The organism is Pedobacter sp. WC2423 (genome assembly GCF_040822065.1).
GTDB lineage: Bacteria > Bacteroidota > Bacteroidia > Sphingobacteriales > Sphingobacteriaceae > Pedobacter.
Genome location: NZ_CP162005.1, coordinates 3,331,194 through 3,349,474, shown reverse-complemented (window position 1 = coordinate 3,349,474; position 18,281 = coordinate 3,331,194). Strand labels below are relative to the sequence as shown.

Annotated in this window: 10 protein-coding genes, 2 tRNA genes and 3 rRNA genes; 8 read left to right on the top strand and 7 right to left on the bottom strand. The window is 40.6% G+C overall.

Features of this window, described 5'->3' with window-relative positions:
- Positions 1–27 precede the first annotated feature (27 nt).
- Positions 28–2,931, bottom strand: a complete 2,904-nt coding sequence (locus AB3G38_RS13775; RefSeq protein WP_367864466.1) for a triple tyrosine motif-containing protein — start codon at positions 2,929–2,931, stop codon at positions 28–30.
- Positions 2,932–3,149: 218 nt separating this feature from the next.
- Positions 3,150–4,088, bottom strand: a complete 939-nt coding sequence (locus tag AB3G38_RS13770; protein ID WP_367864465.1) for a rhodanese-related sulfurtransferase — start codon at positions 4,086–4,088, stop codon at positions 3,150–3,152.
- A gap of 1,397 nt (positions 4,089–5,485) precedes the next feature.
- Here AB3G38_RS13770 and AB3G38_RS13765 point away from each other — a divergent pair.
- From AB3G38_RS13765 to AB3G38_RS13740, 6 genes are all read left to right on the top strand, one after another.
- Positions 5,486–7,005: ribosomal RNA gene (locus tag AB3G38_RS13765) — 16S ribosomal RNA — on the top strand.
- Between the two features lie 220 nt (positions 7,006–7,225).
- Positions 7,226–7,299: transfer RNA gene (locus tag AB3G38_RS13760), tRNA-Ile, on the top strand.
- Between the two features lie 15 nt (positions 7,300–7,314).
- Positions 7,315–7,388, top strand: a tRNA-Ala gene (locus AB3G38_RS13755).
- Positions 7,389–7,629: 241 nt separating this feature from the next.
- Positions 7,630–10,510 (top strand): 23S ribosomal RNA (locus tag AB3G38_RS13750).
- A gap of 202 nt (positions 10,511–10,712) precedes the next feature.
- Positions 10,713–10,824 (top strand): 5S ribosomal RNA (gene rrf, locus AB3G38_RS13745).
- The 16S, 23S and 5S rRNA genes sit together here with 2 tRNA genes alongside, the layout of an rRNA operon.
- 206 nt (positions 10,825–11,030) lie before the next feature.
- A complete protein-coding gene (locus tag AB3G38_RS13740; RefSeq protein WP_367864464.1) occupies positions 11,031–11,504 on the top strand; it encodes a GtrA family protein in 474 nt (157 codons plus the stop codon).
- Positions 11,505–11,554: 50 nt separating this feature from the next.
- On the opposite strand, the gene AB3G38_RS13735 is transcribed toward AB3G38_RS13740, so the two are convergent.
- From AB3G38_RS13735 to AB3G38_RS13715, 5 genes are all read right to left on the bottom strand, one after another.
- Positions 11,555–12,337, bottom strand: a complete 783-nt coding sequence (locus tag AB3G38_RS13735; RefSeq protein ID WP_367864463.1) for a polysaccharide deacetylase family protein — start codon at positions 12,335–12,337, stop codon at positions 11,555–11,557.
- Positions 12,318–13,283 carry a glycosyltransferase family 2 protein gene (locus AB3G38_RS13730; RefSeq protein ID WP_367864462.1) on the bottom strand — a complete coding sequence of 322 codons (966 nt, stop codon included), beginning with the start codon at positions 13,281–13,283 and terminating at the stop codon, positions 12,318–12,320. The genes AB3G38_RS13735 and AB3G38_RS13730 overlap by 20 nt, the downstream gene beginning before the upstream one ends.
- Positions 13,280–14,461: a glycosyltransferase family 87 protein gene (locus AB3G38_RS13725; RefSeq protein ID WP_367864461.1), complete on the bottom strand. Its 1,182-nt coding sequence runs from the start codon at positions 14,459–14,461 to the stop codon at positions 13,280–13,282. The genes AB3G38_RS13730 and AB3G38_RS13725 overlap by 4 nt, the downstream gene beginning before the upstream one ends.
- 231 nt (positions 14,462–14,692) lie before the next feature.
- Positions 14,693–15,286: a helix-turn-helix domain-containing protein gene (locus AB3G38_RS13720; protein WP_367864460.1), complete on the bottom strand. Its 594-nt coding sequence runs from the start codon at positions 15,284–15,286 to the stop codon at positions 14,693–14,695.
- Positions 15,287–15,388: 102 nt separating this feature from the next.
- Positions 15,389–16,069 carry an HAD hydrolase-like protein gene (locus AB3G38_RS13715; protein ID WP_367864459.1) on the bottom strand — a complete coding sequence of 227 codons (681 nt, stop codon included), beginning with the start codon at positions 16,067–16,069 and terminating at the stop codon, positions 15,389–15,391.
- A gap of 165 nt (positions 16,070–16,234) precedes the next feature.
- On the opposite strand from AB3G38_RS13715, the gene AB3G38_RS13710 reads away from it, so the two are divergent.
- Together AB3G38_RS13710 and AB3G38_RS13705 are read left to right on the top strand one after the other, a co-directional pair.
- Complete coding sequence (locus AB3G38_RS13710) at positions 16,235–17,317, top strand: calcium:proton antiporter (RefSeq protein ID WP_367864458.1); 1,083 nt, start codon at positions 16,235–16,237, stop codon at positions 17,315–17,317.
- A 394-nt stretch (positions 17,318–17,711) separates the two neighbouring features.
- Positions 17,712–18,221, top strand: a complete 510-nt coding sequence (locus tag AB3G38_RS13705) for a UpxY family transcription antiterminator (RefSeq protein WP_367864457.1) — start codon at positions 17,712–17,714, stop codon at positions 18,219–18,221.
- The last annotated feature ends 60 nt before the right edge of the window (positions 18,222–18,281 follow it).

Genomic DNA, 18,281 nt, shown 5'->3' with positions numbered 1-18,281 from the left:
GAGGCTTTGTGTAGTAATGATGTAGTCCTAAAGCTCCATAAAGAACTCTGCAAGGTTCTTGTCATGTGGTATATTCAGCTTCTTACGCAGCCTGTACCTCCGGATTTCAACCCCCCTGAGCGAGATGTTCAATAAAGAAGCCATTTCTTTACTGCTCATATTCATGTGCAGATAGGCACATAATTTGAGGTCGTTCGGAACCAGGTCAGGATGATTTGCCTTCAGTTTTTTGAAGAAACTTCCATGCGCTTCATTGAAGCTGGTCTCGAATAAATTCCAGTCCCGCTCATCATTCATCCCTTCATCAATAACCTTTTGTATTTTTCTGAACTGGTCGTCTGCAAGTACCTTACCTTTCTCGTCTTTCAGCTTGATCATCTCCTGACTCAGCTTTTGCAACAACTCATTTTTATAAACCAGGCTCATAGCCGAATTTGCCAGTTCCCGGTTTTTACTTTTCAGTTCTGTTTGCAGTCTTTCCGTTTGAATAACGCTAAGTTGTTTCTCTCTTTCTTCTGCCTCTGTTTTCAGGAAAATCTCTTTTTCCAATTCCACTTTGGCCAGGATTTCATCATGGTCTTTGCGAAGCTTCAGCTGGTATTGTTTTTTAGCGAGTATAAACAGTAAAATAATTAATAACGCATAGAACGCGAAAGCCCAGTTGCTCGCATAAAATGGAGGGAGAACAGTAAACTCAAATACGCTGACTTTACTCACCAGCTCATCATTGATTTTAGCACGGACCAGGAACCGGTAACTTCCTTTACCCAGATTTGTAAAGTCTTTCGCAGAAGAAGCGCTCCACTCAGACCACTGGTTAGAATAACCCTCCAGGTAATATTGGAATTTGATTTTTGCCTGTCTGTAATAAGGAAGAGAAAAAGAGATCCTGATATTATTCCTGTTGAAAGGGATTTCAATCTCTTCTCCACTATTCCCATTCTCACTTATTGTTTTATAAACATCAGTTACATCTTCTACTTTTCTGATCAGTACTGCCGGTAAAACCGTTTTCTTTCCATGGTCATTACCCGCAATGGCATCATAAATCACAAAGCCATCATCAACACTTACCAGGTGCATCGTATTACTGATCGGGCTGATATTTTCATAATACTGAACCATTCTGCCATCCAGTAAACTCAGCCTGTTAGAGTCGATGTTCAGTTTGCCTGGCTCACTGAAATCGACCATGGCAGTTTTTCCATGATTGATAAACCAGTATTTCTTCACACCTGCATTGATGATTTTATTTGAATTGGCAAAACTTCCTAATCCTTTGTTTAGTTCTTTATAAGGCGTAAAGCGATTGCTGATCTCATCATAGAGCATAAAACCAGCATCAGAAGAGAAGACCAGTTTATTTTCCAGGGTAAACAGGTTAATATTGTAATTGCCGGGAAGTCCGTTACGTTCGTCATAATAGTGAGTTTTGATCACCTTTTTAAAATCAGGGCTTAAAGTAAGTTTGTATAAACCTTTATAAGCGTGGCTTACCCAGATGTCTCCCCTGGAATCCTGTTCTACATAACGGGAAGGCTCTTCGAAGTTCTGGATTTTCGTAAAATACTTCCATTGCCCTTTCGCATCTTTCTGATATAAAACAAGACCATTGTAAGTTCCCTGGATCAGGTAATTTGGATTACTATTTAGCTTTTTAATGGTCCAGCCTCCGCTATTGCTGGAAATCTTTTCAAGCTGGTTGCCGTTTACTTTAAAACTGCCCACATTATGGCCCATAATCAATTGACCATCCAGCACACTCAGGTCCCATACCTGCCCTTGTGAATTCGGAACCAGTCTGAAATCAAAAGTATTAAAGCTTTTACCATTGCCTGAAACCCATGGACTATAAAATAACCCCTGATTGGTTCCCAGATAAATATTGTTATTGTAAATTAAACTGGAATAGACTGTCCCAAACTGTCCGGCTTTATCCAGGTAAAAATAAAGCGGAGAGTTCAATTCTACCCTGTCAATTCCATTGTCCAGGCCTGCCCAGAGATTCTGCTCGTTATCCGTAAATACACTTAATACCGTATTGTTCTGTAAACCTCTCGACTTATTGATCTGCTGTACAATATTTCCCTCCTGGTCAATCAGGATAATTCCATTCAGGATAGTACCAAAAGCATAATATTGATTGTTGATCCTGCTTCCGTTATTCAGCTGGAATGTTTTGAGGAAATCATTGGCCGGAATATTAAAAGGAGTAAAAGTTGATCCATTGTAGATGAACAAGCCGTCTTTACTTGTCCCGATCAGCATACTTCCATTTTTATAGGGAAGGATTGTCATGATATTTTTCGGACTGGCCAGATCGGTATGCGGAAGCGGCGTCAGCCTATGACCTTTGAGCTCGAATATCCCTTTATCTAAGATCTCAATTAAAAATCTGCTGCCCACATGGTGCATAAACAAGAATGACCCCTGCCCTTTAATCTGTGTTATTTTATTATTTTCGTAAATATAGATGGTAGTGAATGACTGAAAGATAACTCTTTTGCCATCTACAATGATTTTCCAGACTTCATCAGAGAGTTGTCCTGTTTTAGGAATGAGCCTGACCAGTGAAGTATAAGTAAGTTTCTTGTGCTGCGATGACCAGTAACCAAATTCCCCGAATGCACCTGTATAAATCTTTCCTTTGGAATCAGTAGCCACTGAACGTACGATCTGACGGTTAGGTAACTGGTACTGCTGCCAGTATTTACCATCGTAGGTAAGCAGGCCCTGCGTATTGCCAAAATACATGATTCCCTGGGCATCTTTAGCGATAGACCAGTTCTGATTCCCGGAAAGGTATACTGATTTCGGGAAGTTCTGAACGTAAGGAACACCAATACTCTTTATTTGTGTTGCCTTCAGGGGCATACCTGTCAGGATGAAACACAGGAATAACAGGAAATTCAGTAGATAACGGATTTTCATTTATAAAATGGATGCTCAATTATTTAGAAGCTGCAAATTATACATTAAAAATTAGTTTCCCTTTATAAAATCTAATACAGGCCCTTTGATTTTCCTTTCCGGCGTGCGTTTACACCGCATTAAGGCATATTTATCTATAAACGAAAGCGCTGGTTTAAATTAATCTGACTGATTAAAATTTTGAATGATGATCAGTCAGGTTAAAATAGGATATGATTTTATTTTACAGCAACGTTTACTTGCTGAGGAACTTTTACGTAGTAACCTGTTCCGTCATAAGGACGACGGCGTGGGTTCGTTACACAGGCAGCAGAGCAGCATCCTTCTAGTTTTGTACCGCATTCATCACATTGAGTAATGTGCTCATTACATTCCGGATTGGCACAGTTGATCATTTTTGCGGTAGTTGTTCCGCAGTTATAGCATTTTGATACTATAGTAGGGTTTACTGAGTTTACATCTACGGCTATACGGTTATCAAATACATAACATTTTCCTTCGAAGTCTTCTCCACCTGCTTCTTTACCATATTTGATAATACCACCGTGTAATTGGTAAACATCATTAAAGCCATGGTGGAGCAATAGGGCAGAGGCTTTTTCACATTTAATTCCCCCGGTGCAATAAGTAAGGACTTTTTTGTCTTTGTATTGTGCCAGTTCGTTTATCTTTTCCGGAAACTCTCTGAAGTTATCAATGTCAAGAGTAATGGCGTTTTTAAATCTACCAAGGCTGTGTTCATAATTCGAACGTACATCCAGGATGATTACATCTTCCTGATCAAGCATTTCTTTAAATGCTGCGGGTTCAAGATGTTTTCCTGTCTGCTCATTAGGATTGATAATGCTGGTGTCTCTTAAACCAGAGTGTACGATCTCAGATTTATAACGGCAGTGCATTTTAATGAAAGAAGGTTCCGGAACTTCATCAATCTTAAATTCTGTCTTTGCAAAGCGTTCATCTGCATGAACAGCTTCCATGTAAGCTCTACAAGCAGTTTCTGTACCTGAAACTGTTCCGTTTAAACCTTCATCAGCAACGATGATCCGGCCCACAAGACCTAATGATTTACAAAATTTGAGGTGATCGGCAGCAAATTGTTCCGCATCTGCTATTGGACTATAGCAGTAGTATAGTATTGTATTGAATTTTTCCATAAAAATTGATACCGCTGCAAACGGCGTTTAACGGCTGCAAATTTAAGAATAAAATCTAAATACTGCGAAATTGATTGATAATGTGGATTAGGGAGTTTTGGAGGGTATATATAGTGTATGTATATATAGTATTATAATTGAAAAAGGGAGGTTAAGATGCTGAATAGGGTTTGAATTGATGTTAGCGGTGATTTTGTTATGCTTTGAAAAGGAAGTGGATGTGATATCCTTTTGTTTCTGGAGTGGAATGGCAATTGTTGAATCAGATCTTATAGTCTGTATAACAGTAGTTTGGGATGAGGTTGAATGATCTTTGATGTGCGCACTGGCGATTCTGGAGAAGATGGTTTAGATTTCTTAATGAGGCATGTGCGGATGAAATTAGTTAGGTGAGAGAGATGAAGTCAAGTGAAATCAGTAAAATTCTCCTGTCATGTCAAGTGATTTGAGTACACTTATGGTATAGAAGTACTACTGTAGTGTATTAGAACGACCTTGAAAAGATCTTGGGATGAGGTTGGAATGACTGTGGTCATTGCAAGGTCATTCCAACCTCATCCCAACCTCATTCCAAGGTCATTTCAAGGCACTATTTAACCCCTTTTAAATACCTGTTTTATACGACGAGGCCATGTTTTGAGTTTTTCTGTACTTTATATCGTCTGATCATGAGGTTTGGAGGCTGGAATTGCTATGCTGCCGGTTGGTTTTGGAATTCCTTTTGAACCGTTTAAAGCGCCAATTAGCTATAGGCCGTAAAGGTTTTTGGCGGTTTTTAAAATCAATCCAGGCTGGTTGCTGCTGCGGTGGAATTTAGTTTGAAGTATTTCGTGTTGAGAATCATGCAGTTATGGATTGCATACAATTATAAGTGCGTTATTGTTTGGTAGCTGGTATAATTTTCCTACTTTTGCATCCCGCTTCGGAGGAAGGGAAAGAGTGAAAAAGATGTAGTGCTGAGGATTGAAAGGATGTGAAGTAGAGGTTGTTGTTAAGCTCCTGGGAAGGAATTAAAACTTTCTGAAAATAAAAAATAAAAAGCTTGACAAAACGAAAAAGATTTCTACCTTTGCAGTCCCAACAAAAACGGGAAGATCACTAACGGATGTTAGCAGATCACAATAACAAGACTGAAACGATGAAATACCGGAAATGAATCAGGAACATGAAGACCTGAGAAATAGAAGGAATAACATTGCAACATATAAAGACTGGCCGTGAGGTACTGTCGAGAAGTTCATTAAAGAGATGTCATTTACAAACGTAGCGAGGTAAGCTAGTACAAGTTCAAAGTACATGAACCGCGCGAGTTTTTTAAGTCTATTCTGACAGACAAATAAGAATAAGACTATTATTAATACAAGTTAAGAATGGTCAGTGTTCAAACATAACATTTTACAATGGAGAGTTTGATCCTGGCTCAGGATGAACGCTAGCGGCAGGCCTAATACATGCAAGTCGAACGATACTCTTTAGCTTGCTAAGGAGGAAAGTGGCGCACGGGTGCGTAACGCGTATGCAACCTACCTTAATCAGGGGGATAGCCCGAAGAAATTCGGATTAACACCGCATAAAATCACAGCACAGCATTGTGCAATGATCAAATATTTATAGGATTAAGATGGGCATGCGTGACATTAGTTAGTTGGCGGGGTAACGGCCCACCAAGACCACGATGTCTAGGGGATCTGAGAGGATGACCCCCCACACTGGTACTGAGACACGGACCAGACTCCTACGGGAGGCAGCAGTAAGGAATATTGGTCAATGGAGGCAACTCTGAACCAGCCATGCCGCGTGCAGGAAGACAGCCCTCTGGGTCGTAAACTGCTTTTATTCGGGAATAAACCTATCTACGTGTAGATAGCTGAATGTACCGAAGGAATAAGGATCGGCTAACTCCGTGCCAGCAGCCGCGGTAATACGGAGGATCCAAGCGTTATCCGGATTTATTGGGTTTAAAGGGTGCGTAGGCGGCTTTTTAAGTCAGGGGTGAAAGACGGTGGCTCAACCATCGCAGTGCCCTTGATACTGAAGAGCTTGAATGAACTAGAGGTAGGCGGAATGTGACAAGTAGCGGTGAAATGCATAGATATGTCACAGAACACCGATTGCGAAGGCAGCTTACTATGGTTAAATTGACGCTGAGGCACGAAAGCGTGGGGATCAAACAGGATTAGATACCCTGGTAGTCCACGCCCTAAACGATGAATACTCGCTGTTAGCGATACACAGTTAGCGGCTAAGCGAAAGCGTTAAGTATTCCACCTGGGGAGTACGGTCGCAAGATTGAAACTCAAAGGAATTGACGGGGGCCCGCACAAGCGGAGGAGCATGTGGTTTAATTCGATGATACGCGAGGAACCTTACCCGGGCTTGAAAGTTAGTGAATCATTTAGAGATAGATGAGTCCGCAAGGACACGAAACTAGGTGCTGCATGGCTGTCGTCAGCTCGTGCCGTGAGGTGTTGGGTTAAGTCCCGCAACGAGCGCAACCCCTATGTTTAGTTGCCAGCACGTTAAGGTGGGGACTCTAAACAGACTGCCTGTGCAAACAGAGGAAGGAGGGGACGACGTCAAGTCATCATGGCCCTTACGTCCGGGGCTACACACGTGCTACAATGGATGGTACAGAGGGCAGCAAGCTGGTAACAGCAAGCAAATCTCCAAAAGCCATTCACAGTTCGGATAGAGGTCTGCAACTCGACCTCTTGAAGTTGGATTCGCTAGTAATCGTATATCAGCAATGATACGGTGAATACGTTCCCGGGCCTTGTACACACCGCCCGTCAAGCCATGGAAGTTGGGGGTACCTAAAGTATGTAACCGCAAGGAGCGTCCTAGGGTAAAACCGATAACTGGGGCTAAGTCGTAACAAGGTAGCCGTACCGGAAGGTGCGGCTGGAATACCTCCTTTCTGGAGCAAGATAGATAACTCGCTGCGTAAATGATATACCAATGAAACTCTAACAGCTAGAGCAACAGCAGTATATAAGTAAATGACAATAAAATCTCAAAAGAAAAACCCATAGGATGAAACATCAACATTAGTGTTGTTCACCTACTGAAAGAAGGAATTGACCGAGGAAAAGGAATTGTGCTGAGACACCTCAACAACAACCCTGACCCAGTTAAATAGTCCCGTAGCTCAGTTGGTTAGAGCACTACACTGATAATGTAGGGGTCAGCAGTTCAAATCTGCTCGGGACTACATTATATATTCTAAGGGGGATTAGCTCAGCTGGCTAGAGCGCCTGCCTTGCACGCAGGAGGTCAACGGTTCGACTCCGTTATTCTCCACGATTGTCCCGTAGTTAAGATAAAAGCTACAGGAAATAGGGTAAAGATGGTAGCAATACTGAATACCCGGGACAATAAAGTTCTTTGACATATTGGAAGAAGTTAATAAAGAAGAGCAAACAACAATAGAGACGTTGTTAGCTTGAAGGAAACACAAGTGTATTTATACACGAACTGAATCCGTAAGGGTTAATAACAGATTAAAAAAAGCATTTCCATAGGCGCAAAAGGCTATGGAGAGAAGAAAGTAAGAAAGAGTACACAGGGGATGCCTTGGCTCTCAGAGGCGATGAAGGACGTGATAAGCTGCGATAAGCTCCGGGGATTAGCAAATATGAATTAATCCGGAGATTTCCGAATGGGGAAACCTGGCTAGTTGAAGACTAGTCGCATTACGATGCGCAAACCTGCCGAACTGAAACATCTAAGTAAGCAGAGGAAGAGAAAATAATAATGATTTCCTAAGTAGTGGCGAGCGAACGGGAAAGAGCCCAAACCAGTTATGTTACGGCATAGCTGGGGTTGTAGGACTACAATATGGCATTAATGAAATGAAGTGGAACAGGATGGGAAGCCTGGCAAAATAGCGTGAGAGCCGCGTACACGTAAGTAACATTAGTCTAGTAGTATCCTGAGTACCGCGAGGTCGGAGACGCCTTGTGGGAATCTGCCGGCACCATCCGGTAAGGCTAAATACTCCTGAGAGACCGATAGTGAACCAGTACCGTGAGGGAAAGGTGAAAAGAACCCCGAACAGGGGAGTGAAATAGAACCTGAAACTGTGTACTTACAAGCGGTCGGAGCGTCCAGGTGGCGTGACGGCGTGCCTTTTGCATAATGAGCCTACGAGTTACTCTTCTCTGGCAAGGTTAAGTGTTTAAGACACGCAGCCGAAGCGAAAGCGAGTCTGAACAGGGCGTATAGTCAGGGGAGGTAGACGCGAAACCTTGTGATCTACCCATGGACAGGTTGAAGGTGCGGTAACACGTACTGGAGGACCGAACCGATAAACGTTGAAAAGTTTCCGGATGATCTGTGGGTAGGGGTGAAAGGCTAATCAAACTGGGAAATAGCTCGTACTCCCCGAAATGTTTTTAGGAACAGCGTGGTGGTTAAGTTTATTAGAGGTAGAGCTACTGATTGGGTGCGGGGGAGTCAAATCCTACCAAATCCAGACAAACTCCGAATGCTAATAAATATACACTGCAGTGAGGCCCGGGGTGCTAAGGTCACGGGCCGAGAGGGAAAGAACCCAGACCATCAGCTAAGGTCCCCAAGTTACTACTAAGTTGAACTAACGAGGTGCGATTGCCTAGACAGCTAGGATGTTGGCTTGGAAGCAGCCATTCATTTAAAGAGTGCGTAACAGCTCACTAGTCGAGCGATCGTGCATGGATAATAAACGGGCATAAAGTAGTACACCGAAGCTATGGGTAATATTAATATTACGGTAGGGGAGCATTCCAGCGGCAGCGAAGTTTTGGCGTAAGCCAGGGTGGAGCTTCTGGAAAAGCAAATGTAGGCATAAGTAACGATAAGGCAGGCGAGAAACCTGCCCACCGAAAGGATAAGGTTTCCTGATCAACGCTAATCGGATCAGGGTTAGTCGGGGCCTAAGGAGAACCCGAAGGGGAAATTCGATGGACAACTGGTTAATATTCCAGTACTTTTTATAACTGCGATGTGGGGACGGAGTAGTGACACTGCCGCGATCTGACGGAATAGATCGTTAAAGACTGTAGGTATAGGAGAGGTAGGCAAATCCGCCACTCTTGCTGAAGGTCGATAGTACCGCAAGCCTTCGGGTAAGTGGATAGCGCAGGTAATCAGACTTCCAAGAAAAACCGCTAAGCTTCAGGTTATAAAAACCCGTACCGCAAACCGACACAGGTATCCGGGAAGAGAATTCTAAGGTGCTCGAGTGAATCATGGCTAAGGAACTCGGCAAAATGGCCCTGTAACTTCGGGAGAAGGGGCGCTGACAGCAATGTCAGCCGCAGTGAAAAGGCCCAGGCGACTGTTTAACAAAAACACATGGCTTTGCAAAATCGAAAGATGAAGTATAAGGCCTGACACCTGCCCGGTGCTGGAAGGTTAAGAGGGGATGTCATCTGTTAAAGGAGAAGCATTGAATCGAAGCCCCAGTAAACGGCGGCCGTAACTATAACGGTCCTAAGGTAGCGAAATTCCTTGTCGGGTAAGTTCCGACCTGCACGAATGGTGTAACGATCTGGGCGCTGTCTCAGCCATGAGCTCGGTGAAATTGTGGTCCCGGTGAAGACGCCGGGTACCCGCAACGGGACGGAAAGACCCCATGCACCTTCACTACAATTTAACATTGACATTGGATACAGGATGTGTAGGATAGGTGGGAGACTATGAAGCGGCATCGCCAGGTGTTGTGGAGTCAACGTTGAAATACCACCCTTTTTGTATTCGGTGTCTAACCCTTGAATGAGGGGACATTGTTTGATGGGTAGTTTGACTGGGGTGGTCGCCTCCAAAAAGGTAACGGAGGCTTTCAAAGGTAAGCTCAATACGCTTGGTAACCGTATGAGGAGTGCAATAGCATAAGCTTGCTTGACTGTGAGGCAGACAAGCCGAGCAGGGTCGAAAGACGGATATAGTGATCCGGTGGTTCTGCATGGAAGGGCCATCGCTCAAAGGATAAAAGGTACGCTGGGGATAACAGGCTGATCTCCCCCAAGAGCTCATATCGACGGGGAGGTTTGGCACCTCGATGTCGGCTCGTCACATCCTGGGGCTGGAGAAGGTCCCAAGGGTTCGGCTGTTCGCCGATTAAAGTGGCACGCGAGCTGGGTTCAGAACGTCGCGAGACAGTTCGGTCCCTATCTGTTGTGGGCGTAGGAATTTTGAGTGGGGCTGACCTTAGTACGAGAGGACCGGGTTGGACTAACCTCTAGTGAATCTGTTGTTCCGCCAGGGGCATTGCAGAGTAGCTACGTTGGGAATAGATAAGCGCTGAAAGCATCTAAGTGCGAAACTAGCCACGAGATGAGAATTCCATATAGGACCGTAGCAGACTACTACGTTGATAGGTTACAGATGTAAAGCTGGTGACAGCATAGTCGAGTAATACTAATCATCCGAAGCTTTCAAGAGCAATAAACTGTTGTTTGTTCTTCATAACTAACTTCTTTCAATAATATGTCATCGTTTGATGGACCGGAGTTAAAACAGGAAAAGCAGTGATGCGGATCCTTTAAGCCCAGGAACGGAAAACAATTACAATATCAATCGAGCGATAATAATAAAAGCTATAGCAATGAATAGCTGAAAATAACAAAAGCTGGATAAAGACATTTAGGTGCCTATATCGGTGGTGTCCACCTCTTCCCATTCCGAACAGAGAAGTTAAGCCCACCAGAGCCGATGGTACTGCGGTAACACGTGGGAGAGTAGGTCGGTGCCAAATCTTAAAGAAAGCCTGTAGGAAACTACAGGCTTTTCTTGTTTAATGCCTTTTCTTGTTTAAAATCTTGTTTGTTTACAATCTTGTTTGCAATCTTTTTTTGTTATAAGCCTTTTTATATATTAATCATGGATTTTAGCGCCGGGTCTGAAAAGAATATTATATTTACCTGCTATTTATAATATTTATATTACATAATTGATCAAGACTTGCTCAAGAATCCACTCATTAAGCTCATAGACTTCTTTTACTTTCCTTTCTTACATTTTATACCGATAAAGACTTTTAGATATGGTGTCACCGGCGGAAGTAATGCCCTGCTCAATCTGACTATATTCTTTCTGAGTTACAATTATATATTGAAGGGAGAAGCATTAAGAATTGGAAGCTATACAATCACCTCTTATATTGGAGCAGATCTGATGGCTCTTTCTGTGAGTTTTCCGGTAGGATTTCTATTGAATAAGTATCTGGTTTTCCAACAACAAGGAAGAGGGATTCAGCAGCTGGGGCTATACGCATTTGTTACTGTAAGTTCACTACTGATGAATTACGGCTTGCTACATTTGCTGGTTGGATATTTTGGCTTTTGGGCCACGCCTTCACAAGCTTTTATTATTGTACTGATGTCTGCGTTCAGTTACTTCTTTCAATCGTATGTAACTTTTCGGGAACGAAAATAACTTTAATTATAAGATGAGCCTTAAGATATTCAATAAACTCAATGTTTTTTTTATGCTAAAGGTATGTTCTTAGTGAATTGTGAAATCGTTCCTGAAGGATAACCTTGCTTGTTCAGCCATCCCATAAATTTATCCATTCTGGTAATCATATCCTGACCAGAATTTTTACTGACATAACCCGGAAAACCAAAACGCTCTTTATCGGTCAGGTCTGTAAACTCCCATGGATGAAAATAAATATTAATATAATTATCTTTCTGATAAGTCTTTTTGACCAGATGCTGGTAAAACCAAAGAGGCAGGTTATGAAATGATAGCCAGAAAAGCGGAAAGCGTGAAATCGGGCTTACTGAAGCCGGTAATTGTAAAACCCCGCTCTGATAAAAATATGTTCTGGAAATATGGCGGTTATTATACCTTCCAGGCAACCACGTTGGATTAATGGAGCTATTATATAGATAACCTGCTTTTTGTATCTCCTGCTCATCTACGGGCATCATCCTTGCCATTCTGTAACCTGTTACCGCTACTCCTGATAATTCTTCCAGGGCTAACCTGGATTCCAGTAAGTGTTCTTTTTTGAAATCTGAATGGTATACGCCATGGGAAGCAAGCTCGTGACCTTCATCGAGTATACGCTTTATAATTGCAGTTGCATTTTTTGCAAAGGTAACCGTACTGAAAAAGGTCGCTTTAAGTTTGTTCTTAGCCAGCAGTTCCAGTATGGTCAGGGTACCTTCAGAAGAGATTCTTATTTGTTCTTCGAAAGTGATACTTTTTCCATATTCAAATGCCATATCGAACTCTTCAATATCAAAGCTGAGCAATATCATAATTTGTGTTTGTAGGTGCCGGAACGAAATTTGTAGATTTAATGATATAGTTAGGGCGATTTTTTGTCTGCATAAACATCTTGCCGATATAGATTCCTATAATCCCCATAATAATGAGTTGTAATCCTCCGAAAAACACTATAGTCATAATAGTAGATGCCCATCCGTCTACTTCTATGCCCATGTAAACCGAGTAGAATACATAAGGAATGTATAAAACAGATAACATAGAAAAAGCGAAACCAAGATATACAGCAGTGTAAAGTGGTTTGATACTGAACGAGGTTACGCCCTGTAAGGCAAAACGCATCATTTTCCGAACATTATATTTACTTGTACCTGCGTGTCTTTTATGCGGGATATAATCAATCGCAATTTGTTTATAACCCATCCACTGGACAAGGCCACGAATAAAGGGCTCGTTTTCTTCAAAGTTTCTGAATACATCTATCACTTTTTTATCCATCAGCCTGAAGTCAGCAGTGCCTTCTTCAATTTGTATGCTTGATAAGACATTGATCAGTCTGTAGAAAAGGGATGACGATTTTCTTTTTCCGTAAGGAAGACTCTTATCTTCTGATCTACGGGTATAAACTACATCATTACCTTCTTCCCACTTTTCAAGCATCTGGATAATCAGCTCTGGTGGGTGCTGCAGATCTGCATCCAGAGAAATTACACAATCACCTTTGGCCTGATCTAATCCAGCTTTTAAAGCAAGCTGATGTCCGAAATTCCGGGAAAACTCTATATAAAATAATTTAGTATTGATACTTGCCATCGTTTTAAGGATGGTGAGGGTGTGATCAGTACTACCATCATCAATAATTATAAATTCGGCATCATAGACCGTATTTTTGAAGATACCCTCCAGCCTGTCGATAATAACGATTAAGTTCTCGGCCTCATTAAAGGCGGGGATCACTACAGATACGGTTTTCTTCATGCCGTTGGATTGTTTGTTAAATCAAATTGTTTAAAGATCATTTGATAAGTCATATAGAACCATATGAGCACACATGGAAGAGCTTTTAACGAATAATGGATAATATAATTGTCTCTGAAAGACCTGGTATATAAATCGGAAGACCCTAAAGTTGTAAGTAATATCGCAAAAACGAAAAGAGCAATCACGATTGGTTGTATAGGTTTTTCCTGCAAGACAAACCAGATAGCTACACCTGTAAATGCAATGATATAGGTCGGTGATTCAGAAGAATTACTAAAGATAACAGTAAAGATCAGCGTTGATGACAGGTACATCAGCCTGAATGCCTGTGATTGATATTGTTTAATCCTTAGATAAGGAAGACAGAAAAGAATAACGCCGGTAATCAGAAACGGTAAATTTGAAATATCAGGATTTCCGGTCACTCTCCTGACTATTCCCATCAGGGATATATCCTGCCAGGAAACCAGTGTCGCGTTTTCAAGTTGTTTAGCACTTAAAGAAAGATACCATTCTTTATATTGTAATAAGATATATTCATGACCGTAAAAGAGCATCGGCAGTCCAAAGAATACGATAGCCCAGAAGATACAATAGGCAATGAATTTTGGCTTTTGTTTAACGAAAAAGAAGAATGCAAGCCCGACAATACCGTATAGTTTGATAAATGTACCTAGTAAAATGAGGCATGCTGCCCAGAAGTTCTTTTTTTTATCAATTAAGGTATAACTTAAAACAATGATTGCTGTAATCGAAGGATTAATCTGACAGGCAAATAAGGCTGTGAGCAATTCATGGGCAATGATCCAGTACACAGCATTTATCTTTGCATCTTTTAGTGGTAGTGTCTTTATCGCATAGTATAAGAACAGACTGTTTGCGAGCTCCCAGAAAAACATCCCCAGAAATTCAGGCAATTGAGCGAAAGGTGCAATGAGGAGTGAGAACAACGGCCCGTAATGATTCATGTCTGCATATTCAGGATACCTGCCAAATAAGGATACATGCTCGTTGGCGTGAAAATAAGTATAAATGAAAATCAGATAGTTATTATGAGAGGTACCCGAATGATATTGTCTGTAGGAAGTAATTGCAGGCAAAAGGATAAAAATACTGAGAATAAATAGCCGGTTATTAAAAAGCTTAGTTAAATTAGCGGCCAAGCTTGATTTCATTTGTGTAGTCAGTGGCATTAATTCTGTTGTATTAAGAGATTTGCAATCGTAAAGTTACAAAAGTTCTTTTGCAAAAGAAGCCCCCTGACCGAAGACCAAATAACATCCTGGAAATATGGCCTGTTTTAGACATATCTACCGTTTTCCTATTGATCTGCTGGCCTCAATAAATACCTGCGAAATGAAATGGCAATAAATTTATCCTGATAAATGTGCAGGTAGCCCTATAATTTATTTTGTTAAGCTGTTCCCGTTTTGCTCAAAGAAATAAATAATCAGCATGATTGCTTTTTGATCAGAGGTATTTTTAGGCGTATGGGGTAAACGCCCGTCAAATAGCATAGAGTCTCCATCAGACAGGCTGTAAGTCTGATCTTCAAAAATATAGTCTACTTTCCCTGATAAGATATATTTATATTCGAATGCTTCAGTAACCACCATTGGCCTGGTTGCATTTGGTTCAAGTTCAAGCAATACGATATCGACTGTTGAATTTTTAAAGGTTTTTGTGAAAATACGCTGATATAAAAATCCCATTGCCTGTTCTTTTTCGAACGGCTCGTATTCATTTTTTCTTTTAATGATTACAGGACTAAGCTGGCTGCTCGCTGATATATCTTTGAAAAACTGGTTTAAATCAACTTCTAAAGCACTGATAATATCTATCAATACCATTAAAGAAGGTACAGTACGGTTATTCTCAATCTGTGAAATCAGTCCTTTGCTTACACCCGCAAGATCAGCAAGTTCCTGTACTGTTGTATTACGCTCTCTTCTTATTTCTTTTATCCTGGTACTTATCTTAAGTATAATATTCTCTTCCATAAAGGGGGCAATTGCTCAAACTTAAGAAATTCGGCAGAGTTTAATAGTTAATAATCGTTAAACCGGTGTGTATATTCCCGGCGAGTGCTATATTCCTGTATTTTATGCTTTGATAATTGCAATCAGTTCTGAAATATCATCAATGATATGTGTCGGGTGATGTGGTTCAAGTTCTTCCCTTGTAAAAGCTCCGGTAGTAATTCCGACCACGTATTTACATCCTGCATTAATCCCTTCATTTACATCGACTTCTGTATCTCCGATTTTAACTATTTCATCCGTTGTAAGCAGATTCAGGTCGGCTTGCATTTTATGAATCATATCTGGATATGGACGGCCATTTTTTACATCGTCACTGGCAACCATGATGTCTATCTGTGTTTCCCAGTTCAGACGGCTGATAATCAATTCTGCAATATTTCTGGAAAACCCTGTATCCAGACCAATTTTAATACCCATAGTTCTAAGCTGTCCGAAAGTGCTTTCAACATTTGGGAGTGGCCTGATTTCATTGGAATTAGTGTAAAATTCCAGCATTATATTTACAAAATCAGTATGTATCCGGGCTATGGAATCTGTATTGATTTTTTGAACATCAGTTTCATACTTGTCCAGTATCATCTGAATAGCAAGAGGTTTTTCATAACCCATCAATGGGTTTATATCTTTTAATTCCACATGATATCCCTGATTTTTCATGGCTTGCTGAAAGGATAGGGCTACGTAATTTTCATCACTTACAGTTGTACCAGCCATATCAAACACTACTAGTTTTATTGACATTACTTCTAATTTTATTGTTTACAATTATAGGTTTATTGTTTAATATAACTAAACAATCGGGTGTTATTTAATTGTTAAGTATAGCTAAATAATTGGCGATTTAATTCTTTAGCATCATAATTGCTTAATCTTAATTTTATTATTACTTAATCAACAAGAATCTTTATGAAACAAAAATTACCACTGCCATTATGGACAATAGTAACGCCTGTTATAGCCTGGTTGGCTTATTTCGGGATTTCTCTGGATCTTGGTATTCTTTATACCTTTTTTCTTGCCGCTGTACTAATTGGTGGAGTACTTGCTGCTGTGCATCATGCTGAAGTTGTAGCACACAGGGTGGGCGAACCATTTGGTACTTTACTACTCGCATTGGCAATCACCATTATAGAAGTTGCATTAATTGTATCTCTGATGTTAACCGGAGGACCTGATGTGGCTGAACTTGCCAGAGACACAGTTCTCGCGGCCGTTATGATTATTTTAACCGGAATTGTTGGATTAAGTCTGCTCGTTGGAGGAGCAAAGTTTAAAGAGCAGGTATTCAGTTTACCGGGAGTAAGTGCGGCACTGGTTACACTCACAGCGATTATGGTACTTACTTTAATTCTTCCAAATTATACCACAAGTAAAGCTGGTCCGCAATATACTCAGGTTCAGCTGATTTTTGTCGCTGTAATTTGTTTAGTACTGTATGGTTCATTTGTTATGGTTCAGGCAGTTAGACACCGTGATTATTTTTTACCTCCTGAGGCCGATGGAAATGAAGATGTGCATGCAGAACCACCAACAAATAAAGTGGCTTTAATGAGTGCCTTTTTATTGGTGCTGTGTTTAGGCATTGTAGTATTACTGGCTAAAGCTTTAGCTCCGGATATTGAAAATACGGTCGTAAATATGGGAGCACCAAAATCTTTAGTGGGCGTAATTATCGCAGCTGTAGTTTTATTGCCTGAAGGACTTGCTGCTTACCGCGCTGCCAAAAAGAACCGTTTACAGACCAGTCTTAATCTGGCACTGGGTTCTGCGCTTGCGAGTATTGGTTTAACGATTCCTGCGGTTGCAATTGTTGCTATGGTAACCGGTATGAGTATTACTTTAGGAATCGATATGAAGGCAACAGTGTTATTGTTGCTCGCTCAGTTTACCATTATGCTTTCGCTGGCTACCGGCCGTACGAACATATTACAGGGTATAGTGTTGCTGGTTATTTTTGCAGTATACCTTTTCACTATTATAGCTCCTTAGTTTGAGTTGATTATAAGCAGGTTTCTTCAGAAAACCTGCTTTTGTATTTCAAAGCAAGGGAGACTAACTACTGCTGGTTAATTAAATTCTTCTTTGATGTTGTGTTTGTAATCTTTTAATATCATTTTAGTAGAATTTTTTTGAAAAATAATCTTTATTTAATTGAAAATTCGTTATTATTTCTCTATTATTGTTCGTAGCAATTTTTCATTGTAAAAAATGGATATTTTGTGACCAAATATATTTTTTACTGTTTTATTGAGCACATCTTTGCTCATTGTAGAAGTTCACTGTAACTCACTATAGCGATAGCTTTATCATCTCGGGTTTTTCTTTAATCAAATTGATTTAAAAAATAATTTAATAGTCTTTTCTTTATTATTACTAAGATCCTATGGGTATATTTCATCATGGCTGGTATGTAATTTATACACGGCCACAGCGAGAAAATAAAATATCTAATTATTTATCGCAAAAGGGAATTGAATTTTTCTTCCCGACTATTAAAGATGTCAGGCAATGGAATGACAGAAAAAAGGTCATTAGTAAACCACTTTTCCCCAGCTATATATTTGTCAAAATTTATGATTCTGCCGACTATTTTAATTGTCTGGAAATTGACGGAGTGTGTTATTTTGTGAAGTTTGGCAAACAGCTGGGCAGGATTTCTCAGGATGAAATTGACCAGCTAAAAATTATGGTTAATTACAATGGAAATATAGAAATCTCTGATGAATGTTTTCAATCAGGTCAGAAACTTCAAATAGAAGAGGGTATACTGGCTGGTCTGAAAGGAGAGATGGTAAAGTATAATGGCAAAGCAAAGATCCTGATCAGGACCTACATCCTGAACCGAAATATATTAGTCGATTTATCAGCAGAACTCTGTTCTGCTATTGCATAATATTAGTTAATAAAGGTATAGATCACATATTAAATAGTAGATTCTGAATCAGAATTTATT

Excerpts from the sequence above, each read along its gene's own strand:
- AB3G38_RS13775 (WP_367864466.1), bottom strand. The coding sequence starts at position 2,931 with ATGAAAATCCGTTATCTACTGAATTTCCTGTTATTCCTGTGTTTCATC.
- AB3G38_RS13770 (WP_367864465.1), bottom strand. The coding sequence starts at position 4,088 with ATGGAAAAATTCAATACAATACTATACTACTGCTATAGTCCAATAGCA.
- AB3G38_RS13735 (WP_367864463.1), bottom strand. The coding sequence starts at position 12,337 with ATGATATTGCTCAGCTTTGATATTGAAGAGTTCGATATGGCATTTGAA.
- AB3G38_RS13730 (WP_367864462.1), bottom strand. The coding sequence starts at position 13,283 with ATGAAGAAAACCGTATCTGTAGTGATCCCCGCCTTTAATGAGGCCGAG.
- AB3G38_RS13725 (WP_367864461.1), bottom strand. The coding sequence starts at position 14,461 with ATGAAATCAAGCTTGGCCGCTAATTTAACTAAGCTTTTTAATAACCGG.
- AB3G38_RS13720 (WP_367864460.1), bottom strand. The coding sequence starts at position 15,286 with ATGGAAGAGAATATTATACTTAAGATAAGTACCAGGATAAAAGAAATA.
- AB3G38_RS13715 (WP_367864459.1), bottom strand. The coding sequence starts at position 16,069 with ATGTCAATAAAACTAGTAGTGTTTGATATGGCTGGTACAACTGTAAGT.
- AB3G38_RS13710 (WP_367864458.1), top strand. The coding sequence starts at position 16,235 with ATGAAACAAAAATTACCACTGCCATTATGGACAATAGTAACGCCTGTT.
- AB3G38_RS13705 (WP_367864457.1), top strand. The coding sequence starts at position 17,712 with ATGGGTATATTTCATCATGGCTGGTATGTAATTTATACACGGCCACAG.